A 26,156-nucleotide genomic window follows, 5' to 3' on the forward strand; every position below is an offset into this window, starting at 1 on the left:
TGTGGTTGAAACCAGCTCACGTGATCACTCGACTTGGAGGCGTAAACGGTATCCCAATGTTCCTTTGACTGCATGGCAAATCCTCTCATCGCACATCTACTCTGCGCGATACGCTTGATGCCCCCACAAGGCTTCTTCCAGCTCACCCCCTCAGTTTATCCTTATTTCGACCAATATCTGCGGCACCAATGACACACGGCCTCTCAACAAACTGACCAACTCGCGGCACGGGAAACAACACGGATAAAATTACCACAACCTTCAGGCCAACCAAAGCAACCACACAACATAGAACTTCGAGTACTGTGTGGTGATTATTTTCAGAATTAAACGTAGGGCAAGCGGAAAAATGACGCCATTGACGACCTGCGACCCTCCTGTCAAAGCGGTCAACGCCTGGAAAGTGTTTCTCATTTTTCTTCGGCTCGGGCTTACGTCGTTTGGCGGACCCGTTGCCCATCTTGGCTACTTTCGAGAGGAGTTCGTTAACCGCCGGCACTGGCTCAGCGACAACAGTTATACCGATCTTGTCGCGCTTTGCCAGTTTTTGCCTGGCCCTGCCAGTAGCCAAGTTGGTTTGGCGCTTGGGCTATCTCGTGCAGGATATGGCGGTGCGCTCGCAGCATGGATGGGCTTCACCCTTCCGTCGGCGGCCATGCTCATACTCTTCGCGCTCGGTATTTCAACGTGGGGCGAAGCTGTTCCGAGCGGAATACTGCAGGGCTTAAAGATTGCGGCAGTCGCCGTCGTTGCCCAAGCGGTATGGGGGATGGCGCGTAACCTTTGCACGGGCACCCTACGAGTGACCATTATGGCAATCGTGGCTTGCGTGGTACTGGCATGGCCAGGCATTTGGAGCCAAGTAAGCGTGATTATCGCAGCAGGATTCGCCGGTTTGTTTTTATTTAAAGCAACTGGAGAATTGGTGCATGAGCCGCTCGATATCACGGTGAGCCGTCGTACCGGTGCCATTTTCCTGACGCTATGCATTGCTCTGTTGATTGGGCTGCCTGTGCTGGTTCAGACCTGGCCAAGCCAAGCCTTATCCATGTTCGATGTGTTTTACCGGGCCGGATCCTTGGTTTTTGGCGGTGGGCATGTCATCTTGCCTTTATTGCAAGCCGAGGTTGTGCCTAACGGCTGGGTGGCCAATGACACGTTTCTGGCTGGCTATGGTGCCGCTCAGGCCGTGCCAGGCCCTCTCTTCACGTTTGCCGCCTTTTTGGGTGCGTCAATGACGGCATCGCCAAATGGCTGGCTGGGCGGCCTGCTTTGCCTGGTCGCCATCTTTGTGCCCTCGTTTCTGATTGTGTTGGGCGCGCTGCCGTTTTGGGAGCAGTTACGCACCAACTTACGCATGCGAGCTGCGCTGATTGGCGTGAATGCCGCAGTAGTTGGGCTGTTGTTGGCTGCCCTTTATGATCCGGTCTGGACCAGTGCGATCCATCGGCCCACCGACTTTGGACTGGCGTTAATGGCTCTTGTTGCCTTGATGTTCTGGCGCCTTCCGCCCTGGCTTACTGTGTTGGGGTGTGGACTAGGCGGCTGGTTACTCAGTATTGCCCTATAAACTCACCGCAAATATAACGAATAGGTATCAATGCTTGTGTCGATGGTGAGCGTCTGGAAAATGCTCGTGGGCATGAGTTAACGGCTCATGGCGATGCCAATGGCTATGCGCTGTACCCGGCGCGACAGGCACATCGTGCGAATGCTGGTGATGCTCGTCATGGGTATGTCGGTGCTCATGCTCCAACGCCTCATGGGTATGGCTATGGCTATGGCGCTCAGTCAAGTGCAGCCAAATCCCGACGGCCATCAAGGCCCCTGCGACCAGCAAGGGCACGGTGACCGATTCGCCCAGAGCAATTGCCAATACAGCACCAAAGAACGGTGCGACTGAAAAATACGCTCCGGTACGCGCTGTGCCCAGATGGCGCAGGCTGACCACGAACAACGCGAGGCTTACGCCATACGCCAAAAAGCCCACCACCATGGCACCAGTCAAGCTTGGCCATGTGGGCAGCGAAGCACCTAAAATAAACGCCAAAATCAAATTCACAATGCCGGCGACCAGCCCTTTCATCGAAGCAATCCACGTGGCATCAGTAAGCGCGACCTTACGCGTCAGATTGTTATCGATCCCCCACGCCAGGCAGGCCCCGAGCACCGCCAATGCAGGCCAAACTCCGGCAAAGTGCGCTTCGCCCGGCCAACTCAACACCAGCGCCCCTGCGACGATAGCCACCATGCCGAGTGCAATGCGGCGATCAAAATTCTCTTTAAAGACAAACCACGCCAAAAGTGCCGTAAACACGCCTTCAGCATTGAGCAGCAAGGAGGCGCCCGATGCGGGCATCCCTGTTAAACCAACCATGAGCAAAACGGGACCGACCACGCCTCCAGCGCCAATGGCTCCGAGCAACCAAGGCACTTCGTAGCGCGGTAGCCGCACTGCTGGCGCGCGCGTCAAGCGGCGATAAAGCGTAAGCCCAATGCCCGAGCCTAAATACAGCAGGCCAGCCAGCAGCCAGGGGCTAACACTCTCAAGCAATAATTTAGCCAGAGGTGTCCCTGCTCCGAAAAGCAGCGCCGCCAGTAAAGCGGATATCACGCCCGGTTGACGTAGATTCTGCTTCCAGTGAGGTGTAGACATGCGAACTCTATAGAGATTTGGTGAGATATTCGCTTGACTCGTGCAATGCTGAAATCAGCGGACATTTGACTGCATTGTGCGCTGAACCGCATTGGGCCACGAGTTGATCCAGTGCCCTTTCAATGCGCTGCAGATCAGCGAGTTTTTCGCGTACGTCTAGAAGTTTATGCTCGGCGATCTCACGCGCTTCCTCGCAATGCATGCCATCGTCAAGCTTCAGCAGTTCGCCTACTTCGGCCAGGCTAAAACCCAGCCGCTGCGATGCTTTGATAAAACGCACCCGATCAAGGTCAGCGTCGGTATAGTGGCGAATACGGCCATAGGCGCGCTCTGGTAGAGGCATCAGACCCTTGCGCTGGTAGAAGCGAATAGCCTCGACGTTAATTCCGGCCGCCTGCGCCAGCAGACCCACCGTCAGCGTTTTTGAGGTTTTTTTCATTGATTGACTCTGTACTTAAGTACAGAAGTAAGCTTACACCATGCAAATAGATTCCACGAGCAAAAATACGACGACGACAACACAGGCCAAGCATCCCGCATTGCTTGCGGGCGGTATCGCTGCCGTCCTGGCGTCGACCTGCTGCCTGGGACCACTGGTACTGATCACACTGGGCTTTTCAGGGGCATGGATTGGCAATCTGGCAGTGCTCGAACCATATCGGCCTGTCTTCGTGAGCGTGGCTTTAGTAGCGTTGTTCTTTGCTTGGCGACGCATCTGGCGACCTGTCCTGGTCTGCTCATCTGGGAATGTTTGTGCCACACCGCAAGTCAAGCGTATCTATAAATTGTTATTCGGCACCGTATCCGGGCTAACGCTGAGCGCACTTGCGTTCCCCTACGTCGCCCCATGGTTCTACTAGAAGGAAGAAGTCATGAAAAAAATGCTTGTAGCCGCCGCATTGAGCATACTGACCGCTCCAGCTTGGGCCGTTCCCACGACTGTTACTTTATCTATACCGACGATGGATTGTCCGGTATGCCCTATTACGGTGAAGAAAGCACTCACTAAGGTGCCGGGTGTCAGTCAGGCAGAAATAAGCTTTGAAAAACGGCTGGCTACCGTGACGTACGAGAGTACTAAGACCTCCGTGGATGCCCTTGTGCAAGCTACGACGAACGCAGGCTATCCTTCGATATTGATGGAGCATGCAAAATGAGTGTCGTTATCCTGGAGTCGATGTTGACCTGCCCGGAATGTGGGTACGCCAAAAAAGAATGCATGCCGACCGACGCCTGCCAGTGGTTCTACGAGTGTGAACAATGCCATACCGTACTGAAGCCTAAGCCTGGCGACTGCTGTGTTTATTGCTCCTACGGTTCGGTGCCATGCCCACCGGTTCAGGAGCATGGCAAACAGCGTGGTTGCTGTGGCTGACATTGACCTCATTAACGCCGCAGGTTCATAATTCAACCACTTGCAGATCTCCGCTCACCATGCCTTCATCTAGTCTCCGTACCCACCGATCGTTAATTTTAGTGTTGCTCATCACAACGCTACTGTTCTCGCGTGTGGTGCTCGCAGGCTACGCTTGCCCTCTGCCTCAGCTACAGGCTGAGACCTCAGCATCTCAGATGAATGGCACCGACTGCACTCAGCCAGCCGATCACTCAAAGATGATCGACGAAGCACAGCCTTCGCTGTGTGCACAGCACTTCTCAGACGAAAAACAAGCCACGAATGCCGTCGCACAACCCTTGGCGTCCGAGCCTGTTCTTTTCTTTGCCTATCCCCTCCCACTTCCCCTTGCGCTACAAGTTTGGCAGCCAGCCGCCTTTGACTCTACGTCAGCTTCAGGCGGTGGCGATGACCCACTCTTTCTCCTGACGCTTCGACTGCGCATTTGATCTAACTCCGATTTTCGTTGCCAAGGCCACGGTGACCACCGTGCCTTGTTTTCGTTCGCCTATTCGGAGTTAATTATGCTCGAACCTCTACGCGCACTCGTGTTCTGTGCGCACTACTGGCGCTCGCCAGCACAACCGCCTACGGCCAAAACGGCGGCCTGACGCTCGACACCGCCCTCTACCAGGCCACCAATCGCTCGGCAGCCATACAGGCTAGCCAGTCCTCTGTACTTGCCAGCACCCACGCCGCCGTCAAAGCCGATCAATTGCCCGATCCTATGCTCAAGGCCGGGATTGATAACCTACCTATCAACGGTCCAGATCGCTACTCGCTCACACAAGATCTCATGACCGCGCGCTACGTCGGCATCGAGCAGGAATGGGTCTCTTCTGGCAAACGTGAACGCCGCTCAAATCTAGCAAATCGCATTGTCGACAAGGATCAGGCGGCCACTCTGGTACAGCTCGCCAACACGCGCCAACAGACAGCAATCGCGTGGCTTGACGCGGCGTATGCACAGCGAGCCCTTGCGCTCTCCAATGCCTTGATCGAGCACATGACCCATGAGCTTGCAGCGACCCGCGCCTCCTATCGCGGACTCAGCGCGAGCGCAGACGATGTGACGCAAGCACAAATCATGCGCTCCCAGGTCAAAGACCAGCTGCTGAAGGCACAGCAGGCGTCACGTTCAGCGCTGATTACGCTCAGTCGATGGGTAGCCGCCCCGGTGACTGCGATCGCAGGCGACATACCGCCATTGGAATCCCACGTGGCCACGCTTACGCAGGAGGAACTGAACCAGGTTCAACCCGAGCTCCTTGCGGCTGAGCGTGATATTTACGTAGCGGACGCCGACACATCGGTAGCCAGCAGCAATCGAACGCCGAACTGGACCTGGGGGGTGACCTACCAGCAACGGGGAAGCCAGTACTCGAACATGGTGTCCGTTGGTGTAAGTATCCCGCTGCCCATTTCTCGGGCGAACCGACAGGATCAAGAGGTCGCTGAAAAAGCGGCTCTTGGCAACAAGGCGCGTTTGATGCTGCGAGAAACCCAGCGTCAGGTTCACGCCAATATCCAAAACCTGTCTACCTCGCTTGCCAATGGGCGCGAACGAATCGCCGGTCTGAACAGCACGCTGTTGCCCGCAGTCGCCCAGCAAGTCCGACTCGCGACAGCCGCCTACAAAGCGGGCTCAGGATCACTAGCCAGCGTATTCAACGCCAAACGCGCGCAATTGGAGGCCCAACTCCAGATTGTGGATCTAGAACGCGATGTGGCCCAGGTCTGGGCCCAGCTTGAATACCAGATCGTCCCTAGCAACAATCCACTCGGCCAAAAGGAATAAACATGCGACAAACTCACTTGGCGCGCCCCTTATTTGCGCTCGTTGTCATCGCTGCACTGCTTGGTGCCGGCTATATTTTTGGGTCTCGCCATACCCTCAGCACCCCCCTCGATTCTGCTATGGCCTCTACCGCAAGTGATCAAGCAGATAGCAAATCAGATCGAAAAGTCCTGTACTGGCACGATCCGATGGTCCCGAGCCAACATTTCGATAAACCGGGAAAATCGCCCTTCATGGATATGGCGCTGCAACCCGTCTATGCGGATGAAGGCGGCGGCACCGGCATCAAGGTCGATCCAACGCTCCAGCAGAATCTCGGCATTCGTTATGCGACCGCCGAGCGGCGCCAAACCAAGAACGGTTTCGATGCGGTGGGCACAACACAGTTCGATGAGTCCCGGGCAGTCGTGATCCAGTCCCGTGTGACGGGCTATATCGATCAGCTGTACGCGAATGCACCGATGCAGCGAGTCGCCAAAGGTGCCCCGATTGCGTCCTTATTCGTCCCGGACTGGCTTGCACCACAGGAAGAATATCTTGCCTTAAAGCAAAGCCATGCCGACCGAGGCATGCTCTCAGCCTCGCGTGCGCGTATGCGGGCAATGTCGATCCCGGAGGACATTCTCAATACGCTTGATCGAACCGGCAAAGCGCAAAGCCACATGACCTTGCGCACGCCGCAGGCAGGCGTTATCGCCGAGCTCAACGTGCGTAACGGTGCGATGGTGTCACCGGGACAAATGCTGGCCAAGGTCGCTGGCCTGAGCAAACTTTGGCTCGTGGTCGAAATACCGGAGTCAATGGCTCTTGAGGTGCACCAAGGTATGAGCGTGAACGCCGTATTCGCGGGAGACTCCACACAGCATTTCACAGGACACATCCGCGAGATTCGATCATGCGCTTACCCTCCGGCCTGTCGAGTCGATCACCACTTCCCCGTCCTCCTTGGAAAAGGCACCTCGCTGGGGAGAAGGCAGAATCTCAAGCACGAGCTCTGACGGCCGGCATAAGCGCACCCCAAGCTCTGTGATAACGAATGGGCGATTAATCAGGATCGGATGCGCCAACATAGCGTCTAATAATTGATCATCGGTCAGATCGAGGTTATCCAGACGGAGCTCCGCATAGGGCGTGCCTTTTTCTCGGATCGCCTGGCGCGCCGATAGACCCGCCTGGCAAATCATGTCTTGCAGTTCAGCGCGTGTCGGCGGTGCGCTCAGATACTCGATTACTTGCGGTTCTATGCCCGCATTGCGAATCATGGCCAGCGTATTGCGAGAGGTGCCGCACGCAGGGTTGTGATAGATGGTTGTAGACATTGTCAGTCCTTAGCTTGCCTTAGCTTCGTACCAAGGGCGTGAGCGATTAACGATGCGAACCACGACCAGCATGATAGGCACCTCGATGAGCACACCGACCACGGTGGCGAGTGCCGCACCTGATTGGAAACCGAACAGACTGATAGCCGTAGCCACAGCCAGTTCAAAGAAATTACTGGCACCGATCAGAGCCGATGGGCCCGCTACACAATGGGCTACGCCCAATCGGCGATTCAGGTAGTACGCCAGACCCGAGTTCAGCACGACCTGAATCAGGATCGGAATAGCTAGCAATAGAATAATCAGCGGCTTTTCAACGATCGCATTGCCCTGGAAGCCAAACAGCAGAACCAGCGTAGCCAACAGTGCAGCGATGGAATACGGGCCCAATGCGCTGACCACACGCTGATACGTCGCTTCTCCCCTGGAGAGCAGCAGCTTACGGATCACCTGCGCGATGAATACCGGGATGATGATGTACAGCACGACTGATGTAATCAGCGTATCCCACGGCACCGAGATCGAGGAGAGCCCGAGCAATAGCGCGACGACTGGTGCGAACGCCACGATCATGATGGCATCGTTCAGTGCCACCTGGGATAGTGTGAAGTAAGGGTCACCTTTGCATAGCTGCGACCAGACAAAAACCATCGCGGTGCATGGCGCGGCTGCTAGCAGAATTAGCCCTGCCACGTAGCTATCCAACTGGTCAGCGGGTAACCAGCCTGCAAACAGGTGGCGTATGAAGATCCAGGCCAAGAGCGCCATCGAAAAGGGTTTCACCAGCCAGTTTACGAATAGCGTCACGCCGATGCCGCGCCAGTGGCTGGTTACCTGCCCCATGGCGGCGAAATCGATCTTGATCAGCATGGGGATGATCATGACCCAGATCAGCAGGCCCACTGGCAGATTAACTTGTGCCACCTCCACAGCCGCGATGCCTTGAAATACCCCTGGCATGCCTTGACCGAGCAAGATGCCCGCGATGATACAAAGCAGCACCCAAACAGTTAGGTAGCGCTCAAAGAAGCTGATACCGCCGCCCTGCGGGAGAGCGGCTACTTGCGCGACTGAGCTCATTCCTTGGGCTCCGCGATTCGTTGACTGCTAGCGCTATAGGCCCGAAGGCAATCTTTGCCCAGCACATTGAAAGTTCTGTCAGACATGATCGGATAGTGATTTGAAAGGTTGGGTCATTGAGCCCTAGCAGCAAGCTGAGCCAGGCTTACAGCACGCATTTTCTGCCTTGGGCGCCATGTCAAAGGAGTTCGAGACAGGTGTGCAGCACACGCCACCGCTGTCTGTTGCCTGGCGAGACTGGCCATAGGTCGGTGCGCTCTCCAGCGTCTGGAATGACTCCCAGGCCACGCCTTGAGGATCAACAGACCAGTACTTGTCGGACTTTGCATAGCAGCAGGTCATATTGCTTTGCTCCTGCAAAGGCAGGCTCGCACTTACCAGACGGTCTTGCATCTCTGCTAGCTCTTCATTGGTTTCCACCTGAATTCCCAGGTGATCGACACCGAGCTTGTCTGGCGAAGTGCCTCGGGCGGAGATCGCAAAATTCACCCGTGGGTCGTCGAGCGCCCATTTCGCATAGTCTGATTTGACCGTTGTGGGTTCGGCTGCAAAGAGTGCTGAGTAGTAGCGGATGCTGGCCGACAGGTCGGCTACCGCGACATGGACATGAAAGCGCTTCATGATTTGGACTCCAATGAGGTGTCACAGCTGGTGATGGGAGAGCACGGATTGCCGCCACAGCAGTTTTCCGTGAGGTAACCAAGCAAATCGTTCATCGTCTCGTAGCGTGCTGAATAAATAATCGACCGCCCATCCTGACGACTGGCGAGCAATCCTGCCCGGTGTAGCTCTTTCAAATGAAAGGACAATGATGAGGCGGGTATCTCCATCAACTCGGCGATACGCCCTGCGGGCAGGCCCTCTGGCCCGGCTTGCACCAAGAGGCGATAGACCGATAAGCGAATCGAGTGAGCTAGGGCGGCAAGCGCTTCAAGAACTGAATTTGTTTCCATATTTCTACTATAGTCGAACAATTGAGCACTTGCAACCAATTTATGGAGCTTTGGTCGGGAGTATCTAGCTCAGAGGCTCAGCAGTAATTTTTCTCGAAAATATCCCGATATTTCCACTGAGCCGGTCGAGTAGATGCTGTAAGTTGTGCGCCATCCCATGCTGCAAAGGGATGACGCCTCTTTCGCCTATACGAGCCTAACTATTTAGACGTAGACGAGGACGGTGCTTCAAGTTTATCGGCATATTTCATCATAATCTCGCCCATGGAGCGCATCATCTCGCCATGCATCTGCATCATGACTTTTCCGTTGGGCCCTCCTTCTGAGCCCATCATCGGACAACCGCCCATCATTCCCATCATGCCACCACCCATCATGCCGCCCTCGCCCATGCCACCACGCATCATATGGCCCATTCTGGGTGTATTGCCGTCCTGCGTCATCCCTGACGCATTGGGCATGGTCACGGTGCTATCACCGCTAGGTGTCGCTGCAAAGGCTACGTTCCCCATACCCAACAAAAGAACGGTAAAAGATGTAATAAGCAATCTCGTCGTATTCATGTATATCTCCTAGATTCAATTAACTCCACGCGCGGCCCTGCGGATTACGCAGGCGCCAATTCGGAAAAACTCGTTAAATAAATATTCTGTGCGTACGCGGAGGCGGAGGCATAACATCTGGAAGAAACTGATCGGGAAGAAAATTGCTGGGCACAGCATAAGCCATCAAAACAGCTATAGCTGCCAATTGAAGTCTGTCAGGTAGTACAGCCACCATGCATGACAATGACATGCAAGCCCCGCTGTGAAACCCCGGCAGGGCCGTGGCAATAGGCATTTGCCCATTGTGCAGGTTTTCATGAACATCTCGACCGGCCACTACCTGAGCCTCTGTAGACATAGTCATCATCGGCATATCAGGGCATACAGTCGCCTGTGCGATGGATCCGAATAGTGATATCCACGCGATCAAAATGCACACAAAAGCTTTGATCCAGGTCATTTAACTAGTATAGGTTAACGGCTGACATACTGCTATAGCTAGTCCTTGAGGAGCCTGTGTGTTTATAGCCAGCCAGCTCTGTAAAACATTCAAGTTAGTGACAAGTGCAGCAATTCGTTCTGATCTCAATTGCTCGTCACTCCTAGCCTGTACTGAAGCGGCAATTGGGGTCTTGATAAATGGTGATTGATTTGCTTGCCGCTTGCGCTAAGGTTGTCGTTGTCATAAATATTGCTGCCAAAATCACCTTTTTCATCTGAAATTTTCCTTTATAAAAGCTGTACTACCCAATCGCCCCAAGCGCCGGAAAGGTCTTCAGTAGCCAAATTGCAAACCGCACCAACTGTCCACTGGCTACCGCAATGCCCATCAGCACCAGAATCGCGCCGGTGATTATCTGAAGGTAGCGACCCGCACGGCGCAACGAACCCAGTCGACGCATAAAGGGGGTCATGAAGTACGCGGAAAGAAGGAACGGCACACCTAACCCCAGTGCGTAAATACCCAAAAGCAGTACGCCCTGTCCAAGACTCTCAGAAGTGGCACCAAGTATGAGGATACCGCCGAGCACCGGACCGATACACGGCGTCCAACCGAAACCGAACGCCATACCAAGCACGGTAGCCGACCAGGGTTTTCCGCCGCCTGCACTGGGCTCGAAGCGGTAGTAACGCTGCATCCACATGGGAGCACGTATCACGCCCATAATCATCAGGCCGGCGATGACAATAACGCCGCCCGCTGCAATATTCAGTTCATAGCGATACGATAAGAACAAACGCCCGATTGCGGTGATGCTGGCTCCTAAAATCAGGAATACCATGGAAAAACCTGCAACGAAGCATGCACTAAGACCTAGTGCTCTCCATCGAGCGGAGCGCCCCTCGAAATCAGAGGTGCTTAACTGAGCGGATCCGCCCGCAATGTAGGAAAGATAGCCTGGCACAAGTGGCAAGACACAGGGCGAGAGAAAGGAAGCAATACCGGCGAAGAACGCTGTTAATAGCCCAATGACAGTTAATTCAAGCATAGCGTAGCCTCTGTGAAATAATCGATTCCAATGTCATTGCTTGTCACCTCTCATCCAGAGTAGGAGTGTGCAGCAGTGCACCATCAATCAAGGCTTCAACTTGCGGGCTATCCCAGGCCGCAGGCCCCATCGCCCGGCCGATTTCGCGACCTTCTTGATCTATCAATAGCGTTGTTGGCACACCCGGCGCACGCAGCGTGTCTGAAACCCTTGTTGTCGGGTCAACGTAATGCTTTAACGTGCGAATGCCAAAATCCTGATAGAACGGCTTGATCAAATCGGGATCTCGATCGATCGACAGCGCAACGACTTCAAAATCGGGGCCACCACGCTTGGCATTTAGCCGATCCAGCGATGGCATCTCCTCCCGGCACGGAGGACACCAGGTCGCCCATACATTGAGCAATATGACACGACCTTGAAAATCGGCCAAGGTCACGGTCTTACCCGTCGTATCCTGAAAGGCGATCAAAGGCAGTTTGCGTGGAGTATGCCAGCGCATGAAGCGCTGTCCACCTATGTCCACCGAAACATTAAGGACACCACTAAGGAGGCTTTTCGAGGCATTATTACGTTGATAAAAAAATAAAACCATCGCGATGGCGATCACGCAAATTAACACCATCGCCGCCCATGCAATTATCTTAAAAGAGTTCTTCATGACTAATATTTAGCATCCATCAGTTCTCGGCAGTCACTGTTTCGGTCTGCTCTTGGCGGGTCCGCTCTATGGTGTTTGCAACAGCCCGCGCGGCGTCAGAATCAGGCGGAAGCTGCCCGAGCAATTGTCGCCAGTAATCGATAGCTGCCGGATAGTCTTGGCGCCCAAGCGCCGCAGCTCCAGCCAAAGTCAGGGCAAATGGCTCGTTAGGATTGAGTGCTAGTGCGCGCTCCAACAATTGCGTTGGTTCCCCTTTGAATCCTGCAGGGCTGATTCTGGCGAGTGTTTCAGCATATTCAGACAAGGCCAAAGGATCTGTCTGGATGACGCTAGCCGCATTACTAAAGGCCTCCGCTGCGTCGGCATACCGCTCAAAATAGCGATAAGAACGTGCCAGCATGAGCCAGCCATGCGCGTCGTCGGGATTGCTTGCCAAGCGTGCTGCCAGCGAGTCCACCATGGCCTGTACATCGGCTTGTGTCACGGCAGAAGCGCTTTGCGCAGATGGCGGCGTAATCGCTGCTGGATTGCCCAAGGACAGATAGCTAAGGGTTGCCGCCACAGGCAGGACAATAGCCAGTGCTATGGCTGCTTGCTTGCTGCTCCGACGTCGTAGCTTGGTATCATGGGCTGGCGTTGCCTCTTCGAGGACGCGTCGTTGCAGCTCTTGCTGGGCTACAGCATGATCCTCTAAAGACAATATACCGTTGTCTCTATCCTGTTCCAGCTCAATCAATTGGTCGCGCAGTACTGCCGCATTGACGACGTGATGCTCGACGCTACTGTCCAACCTGGGTCCACGCCACAGCACTGACGCCAGCCATAAGGTGACACCGGCAAGTAGTAATGCTGCAATCAAGGTAAAAATTAGATTCATGGTGATGTTCCTGTTTCTGTGGTTTGGGCTAGCAGCGCCTGCGCTCTTTTGCGCTCGTCGTCACTTAACACTGTGTCAGCCACGTCGCTTTTGCGGCGACGCAATGTGAGCGCCAGAACAAGGAAGCCAAAACCCAACAACAACATGGGGCCAAACCATAGCAATAGCGTGGTGGGCTTTAATGGCGTGCGATACAGCACGAAGTCGCCATAGCGATCCACCATATAGGCTCTGATCTCAGTATCGCTTCGGCCTGCCTGAATCTGCTCGCGTATCTGCTGACGCAAATCCACGGCTAGGTCGGCGCGCGAAGCCGCGATTGATTCGTTCTGGCACACCAGACAGCGCAGCTCGCCAGCAATATCCAACATGCGCCTTTCCGTCGCGCTGTTATCCGCCCACGATGGCAAGGCGATGACCGCACACAATAATGTCAGCCACCAACGTTTCATTGCTCAAGCTCCCGTATCAGCGGTAGTATCGTGTCGCGTACCGCACTATCGGTTACTGCACCGATGTGCTTGTAACGAATGAGCCCATCCTTATCGATAACAAAGGTCTCGGGCACGCCGTAAACGCCATAGTCGATACCCACGCGCCCTTGCGTGTCGGACACGGATAACACATATCCGTTGCCATGACGTTCCAGCCAGGCAATAGCTTCTCCACGTATATCCTTGTAGTTCAGGCCGACTATAGGCACTCCGTGTGTTTTAGCTAAAGCCGTAATCACGGGGTGCTCTTCAAGGCAGGCGTAGCACCAGGAGGCCCACACATTGAGCAACCACACTTTGCCTTTCATCGCTTCCGGTGAAAACGTCTCCTCTGGGGACGCCAGCTGGGGCAACGTGAAATTAGGTGCAGACTTGTTAATTAAAGGTGAAGGGACCTCGCTGGGCTTAAGGGTCAAACCGAAACCCAGGAAGCCAACCAGTACGACAAAACCGACCAACGGCCATATAAAGCGACTCATGCTGTGGCTCCTCCTGCCACCAAGGCGGCCTTTCGTTCTCGACGCTTAAGTCGATAACGACGATCACTGATAGCTAACAGCCCACCCAGCGCCATTAAAATACAACCAATCCAGATCCAATCAACGAATGGTTTGTAGTAAACACGCACGCTCCAGGCACCGTCGGCGAGTGGCTCACCCAGCGCGATATACAAGTGACGCAGCCCATTGGCATCAATGGCCGCTTCGGTCATGGGCATTTCCGAGGAGATGTAGCTGCGTTTTTCGGGATGAAGCAGACGCAAAGTCCGACCATCGCGTGACAGCTCGATGTCACCGACTTCTGCGACATAATTAGGCCCCTGGGCCTTATTGACGCCTAGAAACTTCAACTCATAGCCTCCTGTACTTACCGTGCTACCAGGCGTCATACGCACATCTTGTTCGGTCTCATAGCCCATGACGAGCGTCACTCCCGCTACGAACACAGCAATACCTAAATGAGCCAGATGCATGCCTAGCCAACTACGCGGTTGGGCACGCAGCCCAGTGCGCGTTGCCCGCATACGGTCAACGATGCCCTTAACCACCGCAGTGGCAATCCACGTGGCCAGTGCCAGACCTAACGCCACCAGCGCCGACCAGCGCCCTAACATGAACGGTGCGCCAACACCGATCACAAGCGCCACCGCAGCTGGGACATGCAGGTGTTTTATCAGAGCGCTTATCTTGGCCGACTTCCAGTTAGCCACCGGGCCTACCGCCATGAGAAGCAGGGCGGGCACCATTAGCGGTATGAAAACGGCATTAAAGTATGGCGGCCCCACGGAAAGCTTGCCTAACCCGAGTGCATCAATGAAAAGCGGATACAAGGTTCCGAGAATGACAGCCCCTGCTGCTACGGCCAACAATACGTTGTTCACCAGCAAGAGAGATTCACGCGATATCAGTTCAAACCGCCCGCCCATGCCCACCTTGGGCGCACGCAGCGCAAATAAAACCAAGGACGAGCCCACCACCACGGCAAATAGCATCAAAATGAACACGCCACGGCGCGGGTCGGTGGCAAAGGCGTGTACCGATGTCAGCACGCCGGAGCGCACCAGAAAGGCTCCAAGTAAGGACAGTGAGAATGTGCTGATAGCAAGCAGTACCGTCCAGTTCTTGAAGCTGGCGCGTTTTTCGGTGACTGCTAGGGAATGAATCAAAGCTGTACCGACCAGCCATGGAATAAAAGAAGAGTTCTCTACCGGATCCCAGAACCACCAACCGCCCCAACCCAACTCGTAATAGGCCCACCAACTTCCCAGGGCAATACCCAAGGTCAGGAACAACCACGCTGCCGTTGCCCAGGGCCTAGACCAACGGGCCCAGGTCGAGTCGAGCTGCCCGGCCAGCAACGCGGCGATGGCAAATGCAAAGGCTACTGAAAATCCGACATACCCCATGTACAACAAGGGTGGATGGAATATCAACCCTATGTCTTGCAGCAGAGGATTCAAATCCATCCCCTCTATGGGCGCAGGAACCAGGCGCTCGAACGGGTTGGAGGTGAGCAGCACAAAGAGCAGGAATCCAGCAGTGACCAGGCCCAACACCCCCAATACGCGTGCCACCATGACATCAGGCAGTTGCTTTGAGAACACACTTACTGCATACGCCCAGCCTGTTTGCATCAGTAGCCACAGTAAGAGCGATCCTTCGTGACCACCCCAAACGGCGGCGATACGGTAAAGCAAGGGCAGTTGCGAGTTGGAGTTCTGGGCGACGTAAGTCACCGAAAAATCCTTAACAATGAAGGACCAACCAAGCGTCGCGAAGCTAAAAATAATTAAAAGAAACTGCGCGCGCGCGGCGGGTCGAGCAAAGGCGATCCAGACAGCATTGCCACGCGCCGCGCCGGCGAGGGCTAAACAGCCCTGCGCAAGCGCTACGAATAGTGTCAGGATGAGTGAAAAATGACCGAGTTCAGCAATCATGAGCGTTATGGCCTCACAGTAATCATGTTCTTGGCGGCCTCATCCAGCGCATGCTGCGCTTCAGGGGGCATATAGTTCTCATCGTGTTTGGCAAGCACCTCTTCCGCCCGGAACAACCCATCGGCCCCGAGCTTGCCTTGAGCCACCACCCCTTTGCCTTCACTAAACAGGTCGGGCAATATTCCCGTATAACTGACCGGTATCATTTTGGCGGTATCGGTGACAACGAACTTCACCGTTAGCCCATCACTTTGGCGCTGCACACTGCCGGTTTGCACCATGCCGCCGACGCGAAACGTCCGCTCCTGGGGGGCTTCACCAGCACTCACCTGCGTAGGCGTGAAGAAAAATACGAGGTTGCTCTGAAAAGCATTGAGAACTAACGCTGTGGCGATGCCGAAAGCCGCCACGCCACCAGCAATGAGGGCGATACGTTTATGGCGATTTTTCATCGAGATTCCTCCTTTCTCAGGATTAACTGGCGCTTTACTTGCGATAAAGCCGCTAGTCGGCGCTGACGCAACAGGAGCCATTCGGCGCACAGAACGACAATGGCGACTCCGAATGAACCCCATACGTACTGTCCATAACCGCCCATGGCAAAAAATTCAGCAGGATTCGTCCAATTCATTGCTTTACCTCCTTCAATTCGTCCAACCATCCAGCATGGTGTTCGCGTTCCAAAATGATGCAGCGCACGCGCATCAGCACGATCGCCACCGTATACATCCATGACGCCAAGGCCATAATCAGCATGCCGACCAGCATGACCATTGCCATCGAGGGCGCTTGCGTCAGCGAAACAGATGCACCTTGATGCAGGGTGTTCCACCACTGCACCGAGAAATAAATAATGGGGATATTCACCACGCCGACGAGAGCAAGGACAGCACCGGCCTTATCCGCGCGCCGTGGCTCATCAACCGCTGACTGAAGCGCCATAAAACCGATGTACAAAAAGAGAAGAATCAGCTCGGAGGTCAGGCGCGCATCCCAGACCCACCAGGTCCCCCACATGGGCTTGCCCCACAAGGCGCCCGTCCAGAGTGAAAGAAACGTGAACATGGCGCCGGTGGGGGCCAAGGCCGAGGCCATCATGGCGGCTAAACGATTGTTAAATGCCAGCCCTATCGCAGCCCAGAACGCCATGGCCAAATAAATGAACATCGACATCCAGGAGACCGGCACGTGCAGGAAGATGATGCGATAGCCCTCACCTTGCTGGGCGTCGGTGGGCGCCATGAAGAAACCCACGTACATCCCTATGATCGCCAGCATCGCGGCGGCGACGGCAAACCATGGAATCAGCTTGCCGGCCAGGGGATAAAACATTTTGGGCGATGAATACTTAAACCAATTAATCATTCATTTACTCATTATTCCAACGCAATCCGTAATGCCACGGTTGTGGCCCATGGTGCAAAAAAAGCAGTTAAAACCAGCACGGCGCCCAGCAATGACAGATGCGCCGTAGCCCCCAGACCGACAGCGGCAGCGTCTACGGAACCCGCGCCAAAGATCAGGACCGGCACATAAAGCGGAAGTACAAGCAAGGCGACCAGGACGCTGCCGCCTCGCAGGCCCAGGGTCAAACTCGCTCCGATCGCGCCAATAAAACCAAGTACAGGGGTACCAATGGCCAGCGACGCAGCCAGCACCAGTAACGAAGGCGTTGGTAAATCGAATTGCAAGGCCAGCAGCGGAGCCAGCAAGGTCAAGGGCAAACCCGTCAATAGCCAATACGCGACCACCTTGCCCAGCACCAGCATCCCTAGCGGAGCGGGAGAAAGGGCCATTTGCTCCAAGGTGCCGTCGGCGTAATCCTGCTCAAACAGCCGGTCAAGCGACAACATAGACGCCAGCAGTGCCACCACCCACAAAATGCCTGGAGCGATCTGTCGCAAGGTGTCGCGCTCTGCTCCTATGCCCAAGGGGAACAGGCTCACCACGATGACAAAGAAAAAAAGCGGCGTCAGCACATCGGACTTGCGTCGCATGGCTAGCCTTAAATCGCGTTGAATCATGCCGCACAGCACACTCAGGCCAAATGCGTCGCTCATGGGCCTACTCGTAGAAGTTGTGTTTTACCGCTTAGTGCAATGTTCTGATGGCTAGTCAAAACAACCATCCCGCCACTGCTGAGATGGCAGTCGATTTCACTGATTAGCCACAGGCTTGCTTGTGCATCCAATGCTGTCAGAGGTTCATCGAGCACCCACAAGGTACGTTTCTGTAGCAGTATCTTGGTCAGATTGGCACGACGTTTTTGTCCTTGTGACAGGGTGCGCACAGGCAGATGCTCCCTCCCCCGCAATCCAGCATGGCCCAAGGCCTGATAGGCAGCTTCCAGGGTGACGGCTTCATCAGCCAGTGCCATACTGAAAGTGAGGTTTTCTATGGCGCTTAGATCGTCCTTCAAACCTATGGGGTGACCGCAATACAGCAGCGCGCGTCGGTAGTCATCGCCTAGCGTCTTGATCGGATTGCCTTGCCAATGAATGGCGCCGCCAGCCGCAGGCGTTAATCCTACCAACATGCGTAAAAGACTGGTTTTGCCGCTGCCGTTTTGGCCGTGCACCAACAGGCATTCGCCAGCCTTAAGCTGAAAGTTCAGATGATGAAATAGGCGGCGCTCACCACGCACGCAGTCCAAATTGATGACTTCAAGCACCGTCGACCCTTGTCCACAAATATGTTAGTAACCAGGTGACATCGGTATTTGGGCCCAGCGTCGATATGCAATGTATCGTCCGTTACATACGAGGCTAAGCGCTACCGTAGTGAATTGCTGGGTTCGCGCCCAAAGTTAATTGAACGCGACGACGCTGAAGACGCAGGTGTAAATCAGGGGGGAAGTCGGATCAGCGGCTCGCCAGCTTAGGCAAGAAAAAGCCACTGGGGCCGCTCGGGCCGTTCAGAGAAGGTTGGTAAGCTCAAAGGCGTTTCTTGAAACCGAAGGATCGAGCTAGAGGATATCGAGGAAGTAGTTTGATTTGAAGATGAAATAATCGAAACCGCTGGCGCGTGACATGTATGCTCGTACTGATCCAGAAGCACCGAGTTCGAACTGGTTTGCTGAGTCTCGTCGCTCGAATATACACGCTGCTCTTGATCGTCGCTATAACAAGCCTCGACGCAAATTTCCCTATCCGGCTGGCAATATTCGCTCACGACGCCCCACGAGGCCTGGAGCGGCAGCATAAGCAGCATAAAAATAAGGAGAAATTTCTTCATTGCACTAGCGATTGTACTGGGTGCCGGTATCCCTCGCAAATGAGCGTAAAAAACCACCTTCGCCTTGAGGGCAATGATGCCGTTAACAGTCTTCACAACAATAAGTAACGAAGAGAGAACGAAAAGATCCCTGGCATGCGAGCGACTATCCTTGCCCTCCCCTCCCTACCGTGGTGGCGCGCGCCACAACCTCCCCATCAACCTTGCAAGAGCTCAAGGGCTCAAAATCCGATTCGCCGTATGAGTTTTTGCTCTTGACCTTCCGGTAATGGTAAGCAATATGCTTTTTCTTAACCTATTGGAACCAAACGACAAGGAGGTGCAAATTGAACGCACTGACACTGCCAAAGGACGTTTTGACGACTGCGAACAGCCTGTCGATCGAAGGCCTGGTTCGTACATCGTGCGTGGGCCTAGTCGAACTCGCACTCAAAGCTGTTCCCGGTGTTACCGAGGCGACGACGAGTTTGGCAACCAAGTGGGCCGGCGTGCGCTGATTTCACTCACCGCCGGCAGTGGCCGAATCCCCGCATCACACAGAATTTGAGTAAATGCAAAGGAGGCATCAACATGAATATCGGGCGAGTGGCGAAAGACTCCGGCGTTTCGACGAAGATGATCCGATACTATGAACGGATCGGACTGCTCCCTCCCGCGAGCCGCAGGAAGTCGGGTTATCGGAGCTATTCTCTGTCTGATGTGCACGTGCTGCGGTTTATCCGCAGGGGGCGTGATCTTGGCTTTTCGGTAGCAGATCTCAATGAGTTGTTGAGCCTTTGGCGTGACAGCTCACGTCAGAGTGCTGACGTAAAACGAAACGCTGCGGCTCATATGGCTGAATTACACGGGAAAATTAACAGTCTGGAACAAATTGCTAATGCGCTTCAAACGTTGATCGAATGTTGCTCTGACGATAATCGCCCATCTTACCCAGATATGGCCGACCCTGAGCACACCAATTAACGCAAAAAAACAGTCAAGAAACCGGTAAGGCCAAGTGCATTAAACATTAAGATATTCAAACGTTGGCCGACCATGCTGCTCGCTTTGAGTGAGTTTAAATAAGCTTTTATGATGTCTATTTGGATCAGCTGCCCAAAACCATGCCATAGCACTATTAAACGCATGGTCATCACACATGCTTTGATCGGCGGAGTGAGATAGCGTACGCCACTTCTCGCAAATTTTTTTGTCCAAACTTGTTATTTCTGGGCAAAGAATCTGAACTATGCCACTTCTGACCTCTAAAGTGGACCCCGGAATCGAGACAGCGGTTTAAGCTGTAATCCGAGGAGGAAAGCAGCGTGACAGAGGTTAAGAAACGCAAGGTTCACAGCGCAGAATTCAAGGCGAAGGTGGGCATGGAAGCGATCCGCGGGGAGAAGACGCTCAACGAAATAGGACAACAGTACGGTGTGCATCCCGTGGTGGTCAGCCAGTGGAAGAAGGCAATCCAGGAACAGGCAGCCACGCTGTTTGCCAGCAAGCGTGGCCCAAAGCCTGCAGAGCACGCCGACGAGGACCGCTTGTACAGCGAGATCGGGCGCCTGAAGATGGAATTGGATTGGCTCAAAAAAAAGTCCGGACTATGAACGCAGACGTACGGATGAACTGGGTCATGCAGGACACGTCCCGTAAGCGGTGCATCTCCCCCATTATTCCCAGGCGGCGAGATTCATGGCTAAATCTTGGTCATGAGTATTCCACGGCAACAGCGCCTCGATTTCGTCCACTGTTTGGGCCATCGGCAGGTGTTCCAGCACAAAGCGCAGCCACGCATAGGGCTCGCGCCCGTTGGCCTTGGCCGTTTCCAGCAGCGAATACAGTACCGCGCTGGCGTGTGCACCCGCCGGGGTATCCGCAAAAAGCCACGCTTTTCTGCCAATCACAAACGGCCTGATGGCGTTTTCTGCGGGGTTGTTATCGATGGGCAAATCGCCGCACTCGGTATAGCGGATCAGGCGCGGCCAGACCTTGTGCAGATATCCCAACGCTTCGCCCAGCTTGCTCCTGGGCGTGACCCCCGGCAGGGTTTCATCCAACCATGCACGCAGCTTTTGCAGGATCGGCAGGCTGTGGGTCTGGCGCGCCTCGAAGCGCTGCGCATCGCTCGCTGTTTTCAGCTTGGCCTCGATACGATACAGCCGGGCGAACAGATCCAGCGCGTGGTCTGCGCGGGCACTCTTGCCTTTGGGGCTGACCCGTTTGGCTTCGACGAACTTGCGCCGAGCATGGGCTGCGCACGCCAGGTGCTCCACACCGGGCAGGCGCGCCACCGGCGCGTAGCCTTCGTACCCGTCGGTCATCAGGTAACCCTGCCAGCCTTCGAGCAGGCGTACCGGTATCTGCCCCGAACGGCTCGCCTCGTAATCAAACAACACCACCGTGCGCCCCGGCGGCCCGCCGCGCTGCACCCACATATAACTTTTAGAGGTCGGACTTCGCCCTGGTTCTTTCAACACTTGAACCGTGGTTTCATCCATGTGGATGACGGGCGCATCCAGCAAGGTGTCGCGGGCCAGATTGTGCAGCGGCTGCAAGGCCTGGGCGAGCCTGATCATGGCCCGCGTCATGCTCTGGCGTGGGACGTCCACCTGGTGGCGGGCCATCACCTTCTCGAAGCGCGCCAGAGGCAGGCCGTCGACATACTTCACCACCGCCATCATCGCCAGGAACCCGGCGCTGAAGTTGCTGCGCGGCAGGACCTGCGCCGGTGCCGGCTGCTGTACCGGTGCCTGATCGCCCTTGGGGCAGGCGTAGCGCGGGCGCACCGTGCGGATCACGCGGATTTGCATCGGCACGATGTCCAGCTGTTCACTCACGTCTTCGCCGATACGCACCATGGGGGTGCCGCAGGCGCATTGGCGTTCTGCTTCGGGGACATCGACCAGGAACTCGACGCGGGGCAGCTCGGGCGGCAAAGCGCGGCGATGACCGCGCTTGGGGCGAGGCGTGTTGTGCGCGGGCGCGCCCTCGTGTGCGTCTTCGAGATCAGCGGCCTGCTCGGCCAAGGCTTCCACTTCGTTAAACAGCTCGCCCTGGTGCGACTCGCTACTGGGGCCGAACACCTGATGCCGGGCCAAGCGCCATTGCTCAAGGATGCGTTGCACCGCCTCGGCGACCCCTGTGGCGACGCCGGCGGCAATCCCTTCTTGCAGTTTCCTCTCGAACTCGGATTGCATCGCCGAACGCAAGGCGTGAAGGTGGGTTTCGTTCTGCGCCTGCAGCGTGGCCCGTAACTCGGCCAGCGTCTTTTCGCGCTCGGCTTTCAATGCCGCCTGGAAGGCTTCAACCGAGGTCGGCACAGCGCCGATTTCGGGGCTGTGCTCAGGGGGGAAGGATGGGGTGGCTGCAGGGCGATCAGACATGCATAATTATACCAGAATTATCACATAACTGACTGATATTTCAGTGTTTTATGAGGATGATTCGCCCATAAATCAAACCCTTCCAACAGCCACTCCAACTCTTTGGGGGTGAGTGTCACGGTCGCTTGCGCGCCTGGCGCGGGCCAGGCAAAGCGCTCTTTCTCCAGCCGCTTCTGCCAAAGGCAAAAGCCGTTGCGATGCCAATACAGAATCTTGATGCGGTTGCGCTGGCGATTCACGAACACGAATAACGTATCGCCGAAGACATCCAGTTCCAGCTCGCTTTGCACCAGCGCGGCCAGCCCGTCGATCTGCTTGCGAAAGTCCACCGGCACGCAGCACAAGTAGACCTGCCCAATCGCCACTCCCGGGTGCATCAATGCACCTGCTCAGTCAGCGCCTGACGCACCTGCGCCAGCCACTGCGGGCTGGGCAAGCCGGGCAGCTCCAGACGCAGGCCAGCGCCCAGCACCAGTACATGGCGATCCGCCGCGACAGGGTGATCGACAGCGGCGAGCGGACCCACGTTGACCGGCACAAACTGGCGCGCAACCGGCGCAGCCACCGCCTTGACGGGCACCTGAGCCTTCCGCTCCAGGGCTTTGAGGCGCCGGCGCCAATAATACAGGCTTGAGACCGGCAACCCCTCACGCTGCGCGTAGGCCGTGGCGCCAATGCCCTCGCGCGCTATCGCGTCAAGGTGCATTTCCCACCAGGCCTGCCCTGGTCCTCGACTCGTCGACATCCTCGGTTCTCCTGTTTGCTTGCAGAACCGATACGATGCCCCACAGAGCGGGCGCGAACAATCATGGGAAAAATGGAGCGTTTAGTACGCCAGTCAAAGCTGGTGAGTTGATAGTCGGTGAAAGTCCGATATAGGAAAGAATGGCACATCATCCTAACCCCGAGTCATGCGTCGCCCATCGCGAGGTGGTCGGTGAAGTGTTGACAGGGGAAACCTGCGGGCCAGCCATCGAGCCGCGAAATCATAAATCCGGGACGCCGACGCTGTTAAGCGAAGCGGAAGGCCACAGTGAACATGACGACAAGTGCAAGCCATGCTCACGTCCCGCGCGGTCGCAGACCCTGAGCACGCTGGGAAGTCACTCACACGGAAACTGGGAGGTCTCATCAATGTCCGATCATGTGGTACCGGACGGGGCAGGCAAGGTCATAAACCGTAATCCTGCCGTCTACGTTGGTGAGAAGTCGGATACTCCCGTAGTATCGAAGAAGCTGCCGAACAAAGGGAAACCTGCGGAGGCGGTGGAGAAAAGGGGAGTAGCCAAGGGAAATGTCAGCCAGGAACCCGCACGCCGGACTCAGAGCCGGGTAAGTGCGTCGATGTCTCTGGAGGGCATACGTCAAGCGGCACGCAGGGATAAGCGTGTCCGGTTCACGTCACTGATGCATCACCTGACCGAGGAACGACTGTACGAGAGCTTCTATGCCCTCAACAGGAATGCCGCGACAGGTATTGATCGGATGACGTGGGCAGAGTATGAGCGGGGGCTGTCCACTCGACTACCCGAACTGCACGATGAAATTCATGCTGGACGGTATCGGGCAACAGCTTCCCGGCGAGTTTACATTCCCAAAGCGGATGGTAGTCAACGACCGCTTGGGATCGCAGCTCTGGAAGATCGGCTGGTTCAGCATGCGGTAACTCAGCTGCTGAATGCAATTTACGAGCAGGACTTTCTGGGGTTCTCTTATGGATTCAGGCAAGGCAAGGGCCAGCACGACGCCTTGGATGCACTGACGGTTGGAATACAGACACGTCAGATAAGGTGGGTGCTGGATGCGGATATCCGTGCATTCTTCGACATGATTGATCATGAATGGATGATGCGTTTCCTTGAGCATCGGATTGCGGACCGTCGTCTTTTGAGACTGATTCGCAAATGGCTTGTGGCAGGTGTATTTGAAGAGGGTCGCCGCATTCCATCTGAACGCGGATGCCCCCAAGGGGCTGTCATATCACCCGTATTGGCAAACATTTACCTGCACTATGTGTATGACCTCTGGGTTGCACAATGGCGCAGGCGGATTGCCAAGGGTGAAGTCATCGTTGTGCGCTACGCGGACGACAGCGTGATGGGTTTCGCTTACGAGTCAGAAGCCCGGCAGTTCCTGAAGGCACTCGCAAAACGCCTTGGTCAGTTCGGACTGGAACTGAATGTTGCCAAAACCCGATTGATACGGTTTGGGCGGTACGCCGCCGAAGACTGTCTCAAGCACGGTGAAGGCAAACCCAAGACGTTTGACTTTCTTGGTTTTACTCACATCTGTGGTAAGAACAAGAAGGGCTTCTTCGAGGTCAAACGCCTCACTGTCAAGAAGCGAATGCGTGCCACGCTGAAAGCAGTAGGCCAGACATTGCTGCGCCGTCGCCATGAGCCCGTCCCCGTGATGGGTAAATGGCTTGGGCAAGTGGTGCGCGGCTACTTTGCTTACTTCAATGTGCCCGGTAATGAAAAGCGACTGGATCAGTTCTACCAAGAAGTTTGTCGTCACTGGCTACATGCGCTCAGGCGCCGAAGTCAGCGGCATCGAATGACGTGGGAGAGGCTGAAAACGATCGCTCGCCGTTACCTGCTGTACCCGCGGCAAGTTCCGAAGCATCCCTATCCCTCGGTTCGTTTTGACGTCACAACCCAAGGCAGGAGCCGTATGCGGTAATTCTGCACGTACGGATCTGTGCGGGGGGCATCGGGTAACCGGTGTCCCTACCGCGACCATATAAATCGCATTAGAGTTCACTTCAGACTCAGCATAAGGCGAGTGCTGTGGTGATTGAGCACAGACAATCACAGTCAAGGGGCCACCACTCAACACTTTCGTGGTGATTGAAATCGAAGTAGGCCCGCAGCAGCATCAATTTGCCAACTTTAGTTCCGATGCCTACCAGCATCGATTGAATAGGCGATTAAAATGGAACTAAAGTCGGCTAGAATTTATATAATCTAGATTAAGATGTGTCTGTTAGCTATTGAAATAAAAGCACATACCACATTGTGAAATTATCCGCGTTTAGTTCTGCGCACTAGGTTACCGCCTGCTGCCTTGAAACAGACCCCAGCTCAGGCGCTGGAGGCAGATTGGCTGGTGGCGCTGGCGTCCAGCCCCTCGGACTCGGCCTGGCTGCTGGGCTGAGCCAGTGACTTGCTGGCGGCTGCGTGGTTGAAGACCATGTTCAGGATAATGGCGACGACGGCAGCGGAACTGATTCCGGATTGGAAAATGGTGGAAAACCATTCTGGGAAATCCTTGTAGAAGTCAGGCGCGCCAGGATTGCCGCCCATCGCCCAGAAGGTAGCGACCGGCATCAAGGTCAGCCCAATCGTGGTGATGACGATACCAGTGACCAAGGGCGGAAAAACCGGATGACACGCGCAAAAACAGGGATAATGACCAAGCCCAGAAAGGAGGCTGCCATGACGGCGCCAAAGATGGCTGGCAAGCCTCCCCCTGTGTTCAGGATGGCAATCATGGTGGCCACTCCGGCAAATGAAACGCCTTGTACCAGGGGAAGTTGGGCGCCAAAAAATGGCACGCCCAGCGTTTGCAGCAAGGTTGCCAAGCCCCCCATGAACAAGCAGGCGGTAATCAATAAGCCCAGTTCGTCGGCAGGCAGGCCGGCTGCTTCGCCAATGATCAAGGGGACGGCGATGATGCCCCCATACATGGTCAGCACGTGCTGCAATCCAAATGCCAGATTGGCACCCAATCCGGGATTCTCGTCTTCCGGTCGCAACGCCGGTGTGCTGCGATTGACGGATATTTTGAATGTACTCATTGCTTGGTCTCCTGGGAAATGGGGTTGCCAGCCCCCTGCCCTGTCCGGT

General features: G+C 55.3%; 29 protein-coding genes and 3 pseudogenes. 9 read left to right on the forward strand and 23 right to left on the reverse strand.

What is annotated here, in order from left to right:
* Window positions 1–349 precede the first annotated feature (349 nt).
* On the forward strand, window positions 350–1,570 hold the full coding sequence (gene chrA / locus VDP81_RS00005; RefSeq protein WP_323012369.1) for a chromate efflux transporter: 1,221 nt from the start codon (window positions 350–352) through the stop codon (window positions 1,568–1,570).
* 27 nt (window positions 1,571–1,597) lie between these two features.
* Here the strand turns inward: chrA and VDP81_RS00010 are convergent, their stop codons facing one another.
* The gene (locus VDP81_RS00010) at window positions 1,598–2,656 is read right to left on the reverse strand and encodes a DMT family transporter (protein WP_323011193.1); all 1,059 of its coding nucleotides are present in this window, start codon (window positions 2,654–2,656) and stop codon (window positions 1,598–1,600) included.
* A 7-nt stretch (window positions 2,657–2,663) separates the two neighbouring features.
* Window positions 2,664–3,095, reverse strand: coding sequence for an Hg(II)-responsive transcriptional regulator (gene merR, locus VDP81_RS00015; RefSeq protein WP_323011194.1), 432 nt, complete (start codon window positions 3,093–3,095; stop codon window positions 2,664–2,666).
* 40 nt (window positions 3,096–3,135) lie between these two features.
* Between merR and merT the strand changes: the two genes are divergently transcribed.
* The 5 genes and pseudogenes from merT to VDP81_RS00040 form a co-directional block, all read left to right on the forward strand.
* Window positions 3,136–3,516 (forward strand): mercuric ion transporter MerT, encoded by a 381-nt coding sequence (gene merT, locus VDP81_RS00020; protein ID WP_323011195.1) that lies wholly within the window; start codon window positions 3,136–3,138, stop codon window positions 3,514–3,516.
* Window positions 3,517–3,528: 12 nt separating this feature from the next.
* Window positions 3,529–3,813, forward strand: a complete 285-nt coding sequence (gene merP, locus VDP81_RS00025; protein ID WP_269499742.1) for a mercury resistance system periplasmic binding protein MerP — start codon at window positions 3,529–3,531, stop codon at window positions 3,811–3,813.
* Complete coding sequence (locus VDP81_RS00030; RefSeq protein WP_323011196.1) at window positions 3,810–4,031, forward strand: GDCCVxC domain-containing (seleno)protein; 222 nt, start codon at window positions 3,810–3,812, stop codon at window positions 4,029–4,031. The genes merP and VDP81_RS00030 overlap by 4 nt, the downstream gene beginning before the upstream one ends.
* A 574-nt stretch (window positions 4,032–4,605) precedes the next feature.
* Window positions 4,606–5,850, forward strand: coding sequence for a TolC family protein (locus tag VDP81_RS00035; RefSeq protein ID WP_323012370.1), 1,245 nt, complete (start codon window positions 4,606–4,608; stop codon window positions 5,848–5,850).
* Window positions 5,851–5,852: 2 nt separating this feature from the next.
* Window positions 5,853–6,740: pseudogene (locus tag VDP81_RS00040) on the forward strand (efflux RND transporter periplasmic adaptor subunit); the annotation flags it as partial.
* 3 nt (window positions 6,741–6,743) lie between these two features.
* Here VDP81_RS00040 and arsC read toward each other — a convergent pair.
* The 16 genes from arsC to ccmA form a co-directional block, all read right to left on the reverse strand.
* Window positions 6,744–7,169 carry an arsenate reductase (glutaredoxin) gene (gene arsC / locus VDP81_RS00045; RefSeq protein ID WP_323011197.1) on the reverse strand — a complete coding sequence of 142 codons (426 nt, stop codon included), beginning with the start codon at window positions 7,167–7,169 and terminating at the stop codon, window positions 6,744–6,746.
* A 9-nt stretch (window positions 7,170–7,178) separates the two neighbouring features.
* A complete protein-coding gene (gene arsB / locus VDP81_RS00050; RefSeq protein ID WP_323011198.1) occupies window positions 7,179–8,249 on the reverse strand; it encodes an ACR3 family arsenite efflux transporter in 1,071 nt (356 codons plus the stop codon).
* A 123-nt stretch (window positions 8,250–8,372) separates the two neighbouring features.
* Window positions 8,373–8,870 (reverse strand): ArsI/CadI family heavy metal resistance metalloenzyme, encoded by a 498-nt coding sequence (locus VDP81_RS00055; RefSeq protein WP_323011199.1) that lies wholly within the window; start codon window positions 8,868–8,870, stop codon window positions 8,373–8,375.
* On the reverse strand, window positions 8,867–9,202 hold the full coding sequence (locus tag VDP81_RS00060; protein ID WP_323011200.1) for a metalloregulator ArsR/SmtB family transcription factor: 336 nt from the start codon (window positions 9,200–9,202) through the stop codon (window positions 8,867–8,869). Before VDP81_RS00060 ends, VDP81_RS00055 begins: the two co-directional genes overlap by 4 nt.
* A 200-nt stretch (window positions 9,203–9,402) precedes the next feature.
* Window positions 9,403–9,765 (reverse strand): hypothetical protein, encoded by a 363-nt coding sequence (locus tag VDP81_RS00065; RefSeq protein ID WP_323011201.1) that lies wholly within the window; start codon window positions 9,763–9,765, stop codon window positions 9,403–9,405.
* 725 nt (window positions 9,766–10,490) lie between these two features.
* Entirely contained in the window at window positions 10,491–11,237 is a 747-nt protein-coding gene (locus VDP81_RS00070) for a cytochrome c biogenesis CcdA family protein (protein WP_323011202.1), read from the reverse strand.
* Window positions 11,238–11,280: 43 nt separating this feature from the next.
* The gene (locus VDP81_RS00075) at window positions 11,281–11,898 is read right to left on the reverse strand and encodes a TlpA disulfide reductase family protein (protein WP_323011203.1); all 618 of its coding nucleotides are present in this window, start codon (window positions 11,896–11,898) and stop codon (window positions 11,281–11,283) included.
* Between the two features lie 19 nt (window positions 11,899–11,917).
* Window positions 11,918–12,775: a c-type cytochrome biogenesis protein CcmI gene (ccmI, locus tag VDP81_RS00080; RefSeq protein WP_323011204.1), complete on the reverse strand. Its 858-nt coding sequence runs from the start codon at window positions 12,773–12,775 to the stop codon at window positions 11,918–11,920.
* The gene (locus VDP81_RS00085; RefSeq protein ID WP_323011205.1) at window positions 12,772–13,227 is read right to left on the reverse strand and encodes a cytochrome c-type biogenesis protein; all 456 of its coding nucleotides are present in this window, start codon (window positions 13,225–13,227) and stop codon (window positions 12,772–12,774) included. The genes ccmI and VDP81_RS00085 overlap by 4 nt, the downstream gene beginning before the upstream one ends.
* Window positions 13,224–13,748, reverse strand: coding sequence for a DsbE family thiol:disulfide interchange protein (locus VDP81_RS00090; RefSeq protein ID WP_323011206.1), 525 nt, complete (start codon window positions 13,746–13,748; stop codon window positions 13,224–13,226). Before VDP81_RS00090 ends, VDP81_RS00085 begins: the two co-directional genes overlap by 4 nt.
* Window positions 13,745–15,706: a heme lyase CcmF/NrfE family subunit gene (locus VDP81_RS00095; RefSeq protein ID WP_323011207.1), complete on the reverse strand. Its 1,962-nt coding sequence runs from the start codon at window positions 15,704–15,706 to the stop codon at window positions 13,745–13,747. The genes VDP81_RS00090 and VDP81_RS00095 overlap by 4 nt, the downstream gene beginning before the upstream one ends.
* A gap of 5 nt (window positions 15,707–15,711) precedes the next feature.
* Entirely contained in the window at window positions 15,712–16,158 is a 447-nt protein-coding gene (ccmE, locus tag VDP81_RS00100; protein WP_323011208.1) for a cytochrome c maturation protein CcmE, read from the reverse strand.
* Complete coding sequence (gene ccmD, locus VDP81_RS00105; RefSeq protein WP_323011209.1) at window positions 16,155–16,439, reverse strand: heme exporter protein CcmD; 285 nt, start codon at window positions 16,437–16,439, stop codon at window positions 16,155–16,157. Before ccmD ends, ccmE begins: the two co-directional genes overlap by 4 nt.
* Window positions 16,334–17,071 carry a heme ABC transporter permease CcmC gene (gene ccmC / locus VDP81_RS00110; protein ID WP_323011210.1) on the reverse strand — a complete coding sequence of 246 codons (738 nt, stop codon included), beginning with the start codon at window positions 17,069–17,071 and terminating at the stop codon, window positions 16,334–16,336. The genes ccmD and ccmC overlap by 106 nt, the downstream gene beginning before the upstream one ends.
* A gap of 11 nt (window positions 17,072–17,082) precedes the next feature.
* A complete protein-coding gene (gene ccmB, locus VDP81_RS00115; RefSeq protein ID WP_323011211.1) occupies window positions 17,083–17,766 on the reverse strand; it encodes a heme exporter protein CcmB in 684 nt (227 codons plus the stop codon).
* A complete protein-coding gene (gene ccmA, locus VDP81_RS00120; RefSeq protein WP_323011212.1) occupies window positions 17,763–18,377 on the reverse strand; it encodes a cytochrome c biogenesis heme-transporting ATPase CcmA in 615 nt (204 codons plus the stop codon). The genes ccmB and ccmA overlap by 4 nt, the downstream gene beginning before the upstream one ends.
* A gap of 1,133 nt (window positions 18,378–19,510) precedes the next feature.
* Between ccmA and VDP81_RS00125 the strand changes: the two genes are divergently transcribed.
* A complete protein-coding gene (locus VDP81_RS00125) occupies window positions 19,511–19,903 on the forward strand; it encodes a MerR family transcriptional regulator (protein ID WP_323011213.1) in 393 nt (130 codons plus the stop codon).
* Between the two features lie 341 nt (window positions 19,904–20,244).
* A pseudogene (locus tag VDP81_RS00130) lies at window positions 20,245–20,558 on the forward strand (transposase); the annotation flags it as partial.
* A 37-nt stretch (window positions 20,559–20,595) separates the two neighbouring features.
* On the opposite strand, the gene tnpC reads toward VDP81_RS00130, so the two are convergent.
* From tnpC to tnpA, 3 genes are all read right to left on the reverse strand, one after another.
* Complete coding sequence (gene tnpC / locus VDP81_RS00135; RefSeq protein WP_322995367.1) at window positions 20,596–22,122, reverse strand: IS66 family transposase; 1,527 nt, start codon at window positions 22,120–22,122, stop codon at window positions 20,596–20,598.
* 206 nt (window positions 22,123–22,328) lie between these two features.
* Window positions 22,329–22,685 (reverse strand): IS66 family insertion sequence element accessory protein TnpB, encoded by a 357-nt coding sequence (gene tnpB / locus VDP81_RS00140; RefSeq protein WP_323011214.1) that lies wholly within the window; start codon window positions 22,683–22,685, stop codon window positions 22,329–22,331.
* Window positions 22,685–23,053 carry an IS66 family insertion sequence element accessory protein TnpA gene (gene tnpA, locus VDP81_RS00145; protein ID WP_323011215.1) on the reverse strand — a complete coding sequence of 123 codons (369 nt, stop codon included), beginning with the start codon at window positions 23,051–23,053 and terminating at the stop codon, window positions 22,685–22,687. Before tnpA ends, tnpB begins: the two co-directional genes overlap by 1 nt.
* Before the next feature lie 389 nt (window positions 23,054–23,442).
* Here tnpA and ltrA point away from each other — a divergent pair.
* A pseudogene (gene ltrA / locus VDP81_RS00150) lies at window positions 23,443–25,028 on the forward strand (group II intron reverse transcriptase/maturase).
* Between the two features lie 363 nt (window positions 25,029–25,391).
* Here the strand turns inward: ltrA and VDP81_RS15305 are convergent.
* Together VDP81_RS15305 and VDP81_RS00155 are read right to left on the reverse strand one after the other, a co-directional pair.
* The gene (locus tag VDP81_RS15305) at window positions 25,392–25,679 is read right to left on the reverse strand and encodes a hypothetical protein (RefSeq protein ID WP_416233196.1); all 288 of its coding nucleotides are present in this window, start codon (window positions 25,677–25,679) and stop codon (window positions 25,392–25,394) included.
* Complete coding sequence (locus tag VDP81_RS00155; protein WP_416233197.1) at window positions 25,643–26,107, reverse strand: solute carrier family 23 protein; 465 nt, start codon at window positions 26,105–26,107, stop codon at window positions 25,643–25,645. Before VDP81_RS00155 ends, VDP81_RS15305 begins: the two co-directional genes overlap by 37 nt.
* Window positions 26,108–26,156 lie beyond the last annotated feature (49 nt).

Source organism: Castellaniella sp., from assembly GCF_034675845.1.
GTDB lineage: Bacteria > Pseudomonadota > Gammaproteobacteria > Burkholderiales > Burkholderiaceae_B > Castellaniella.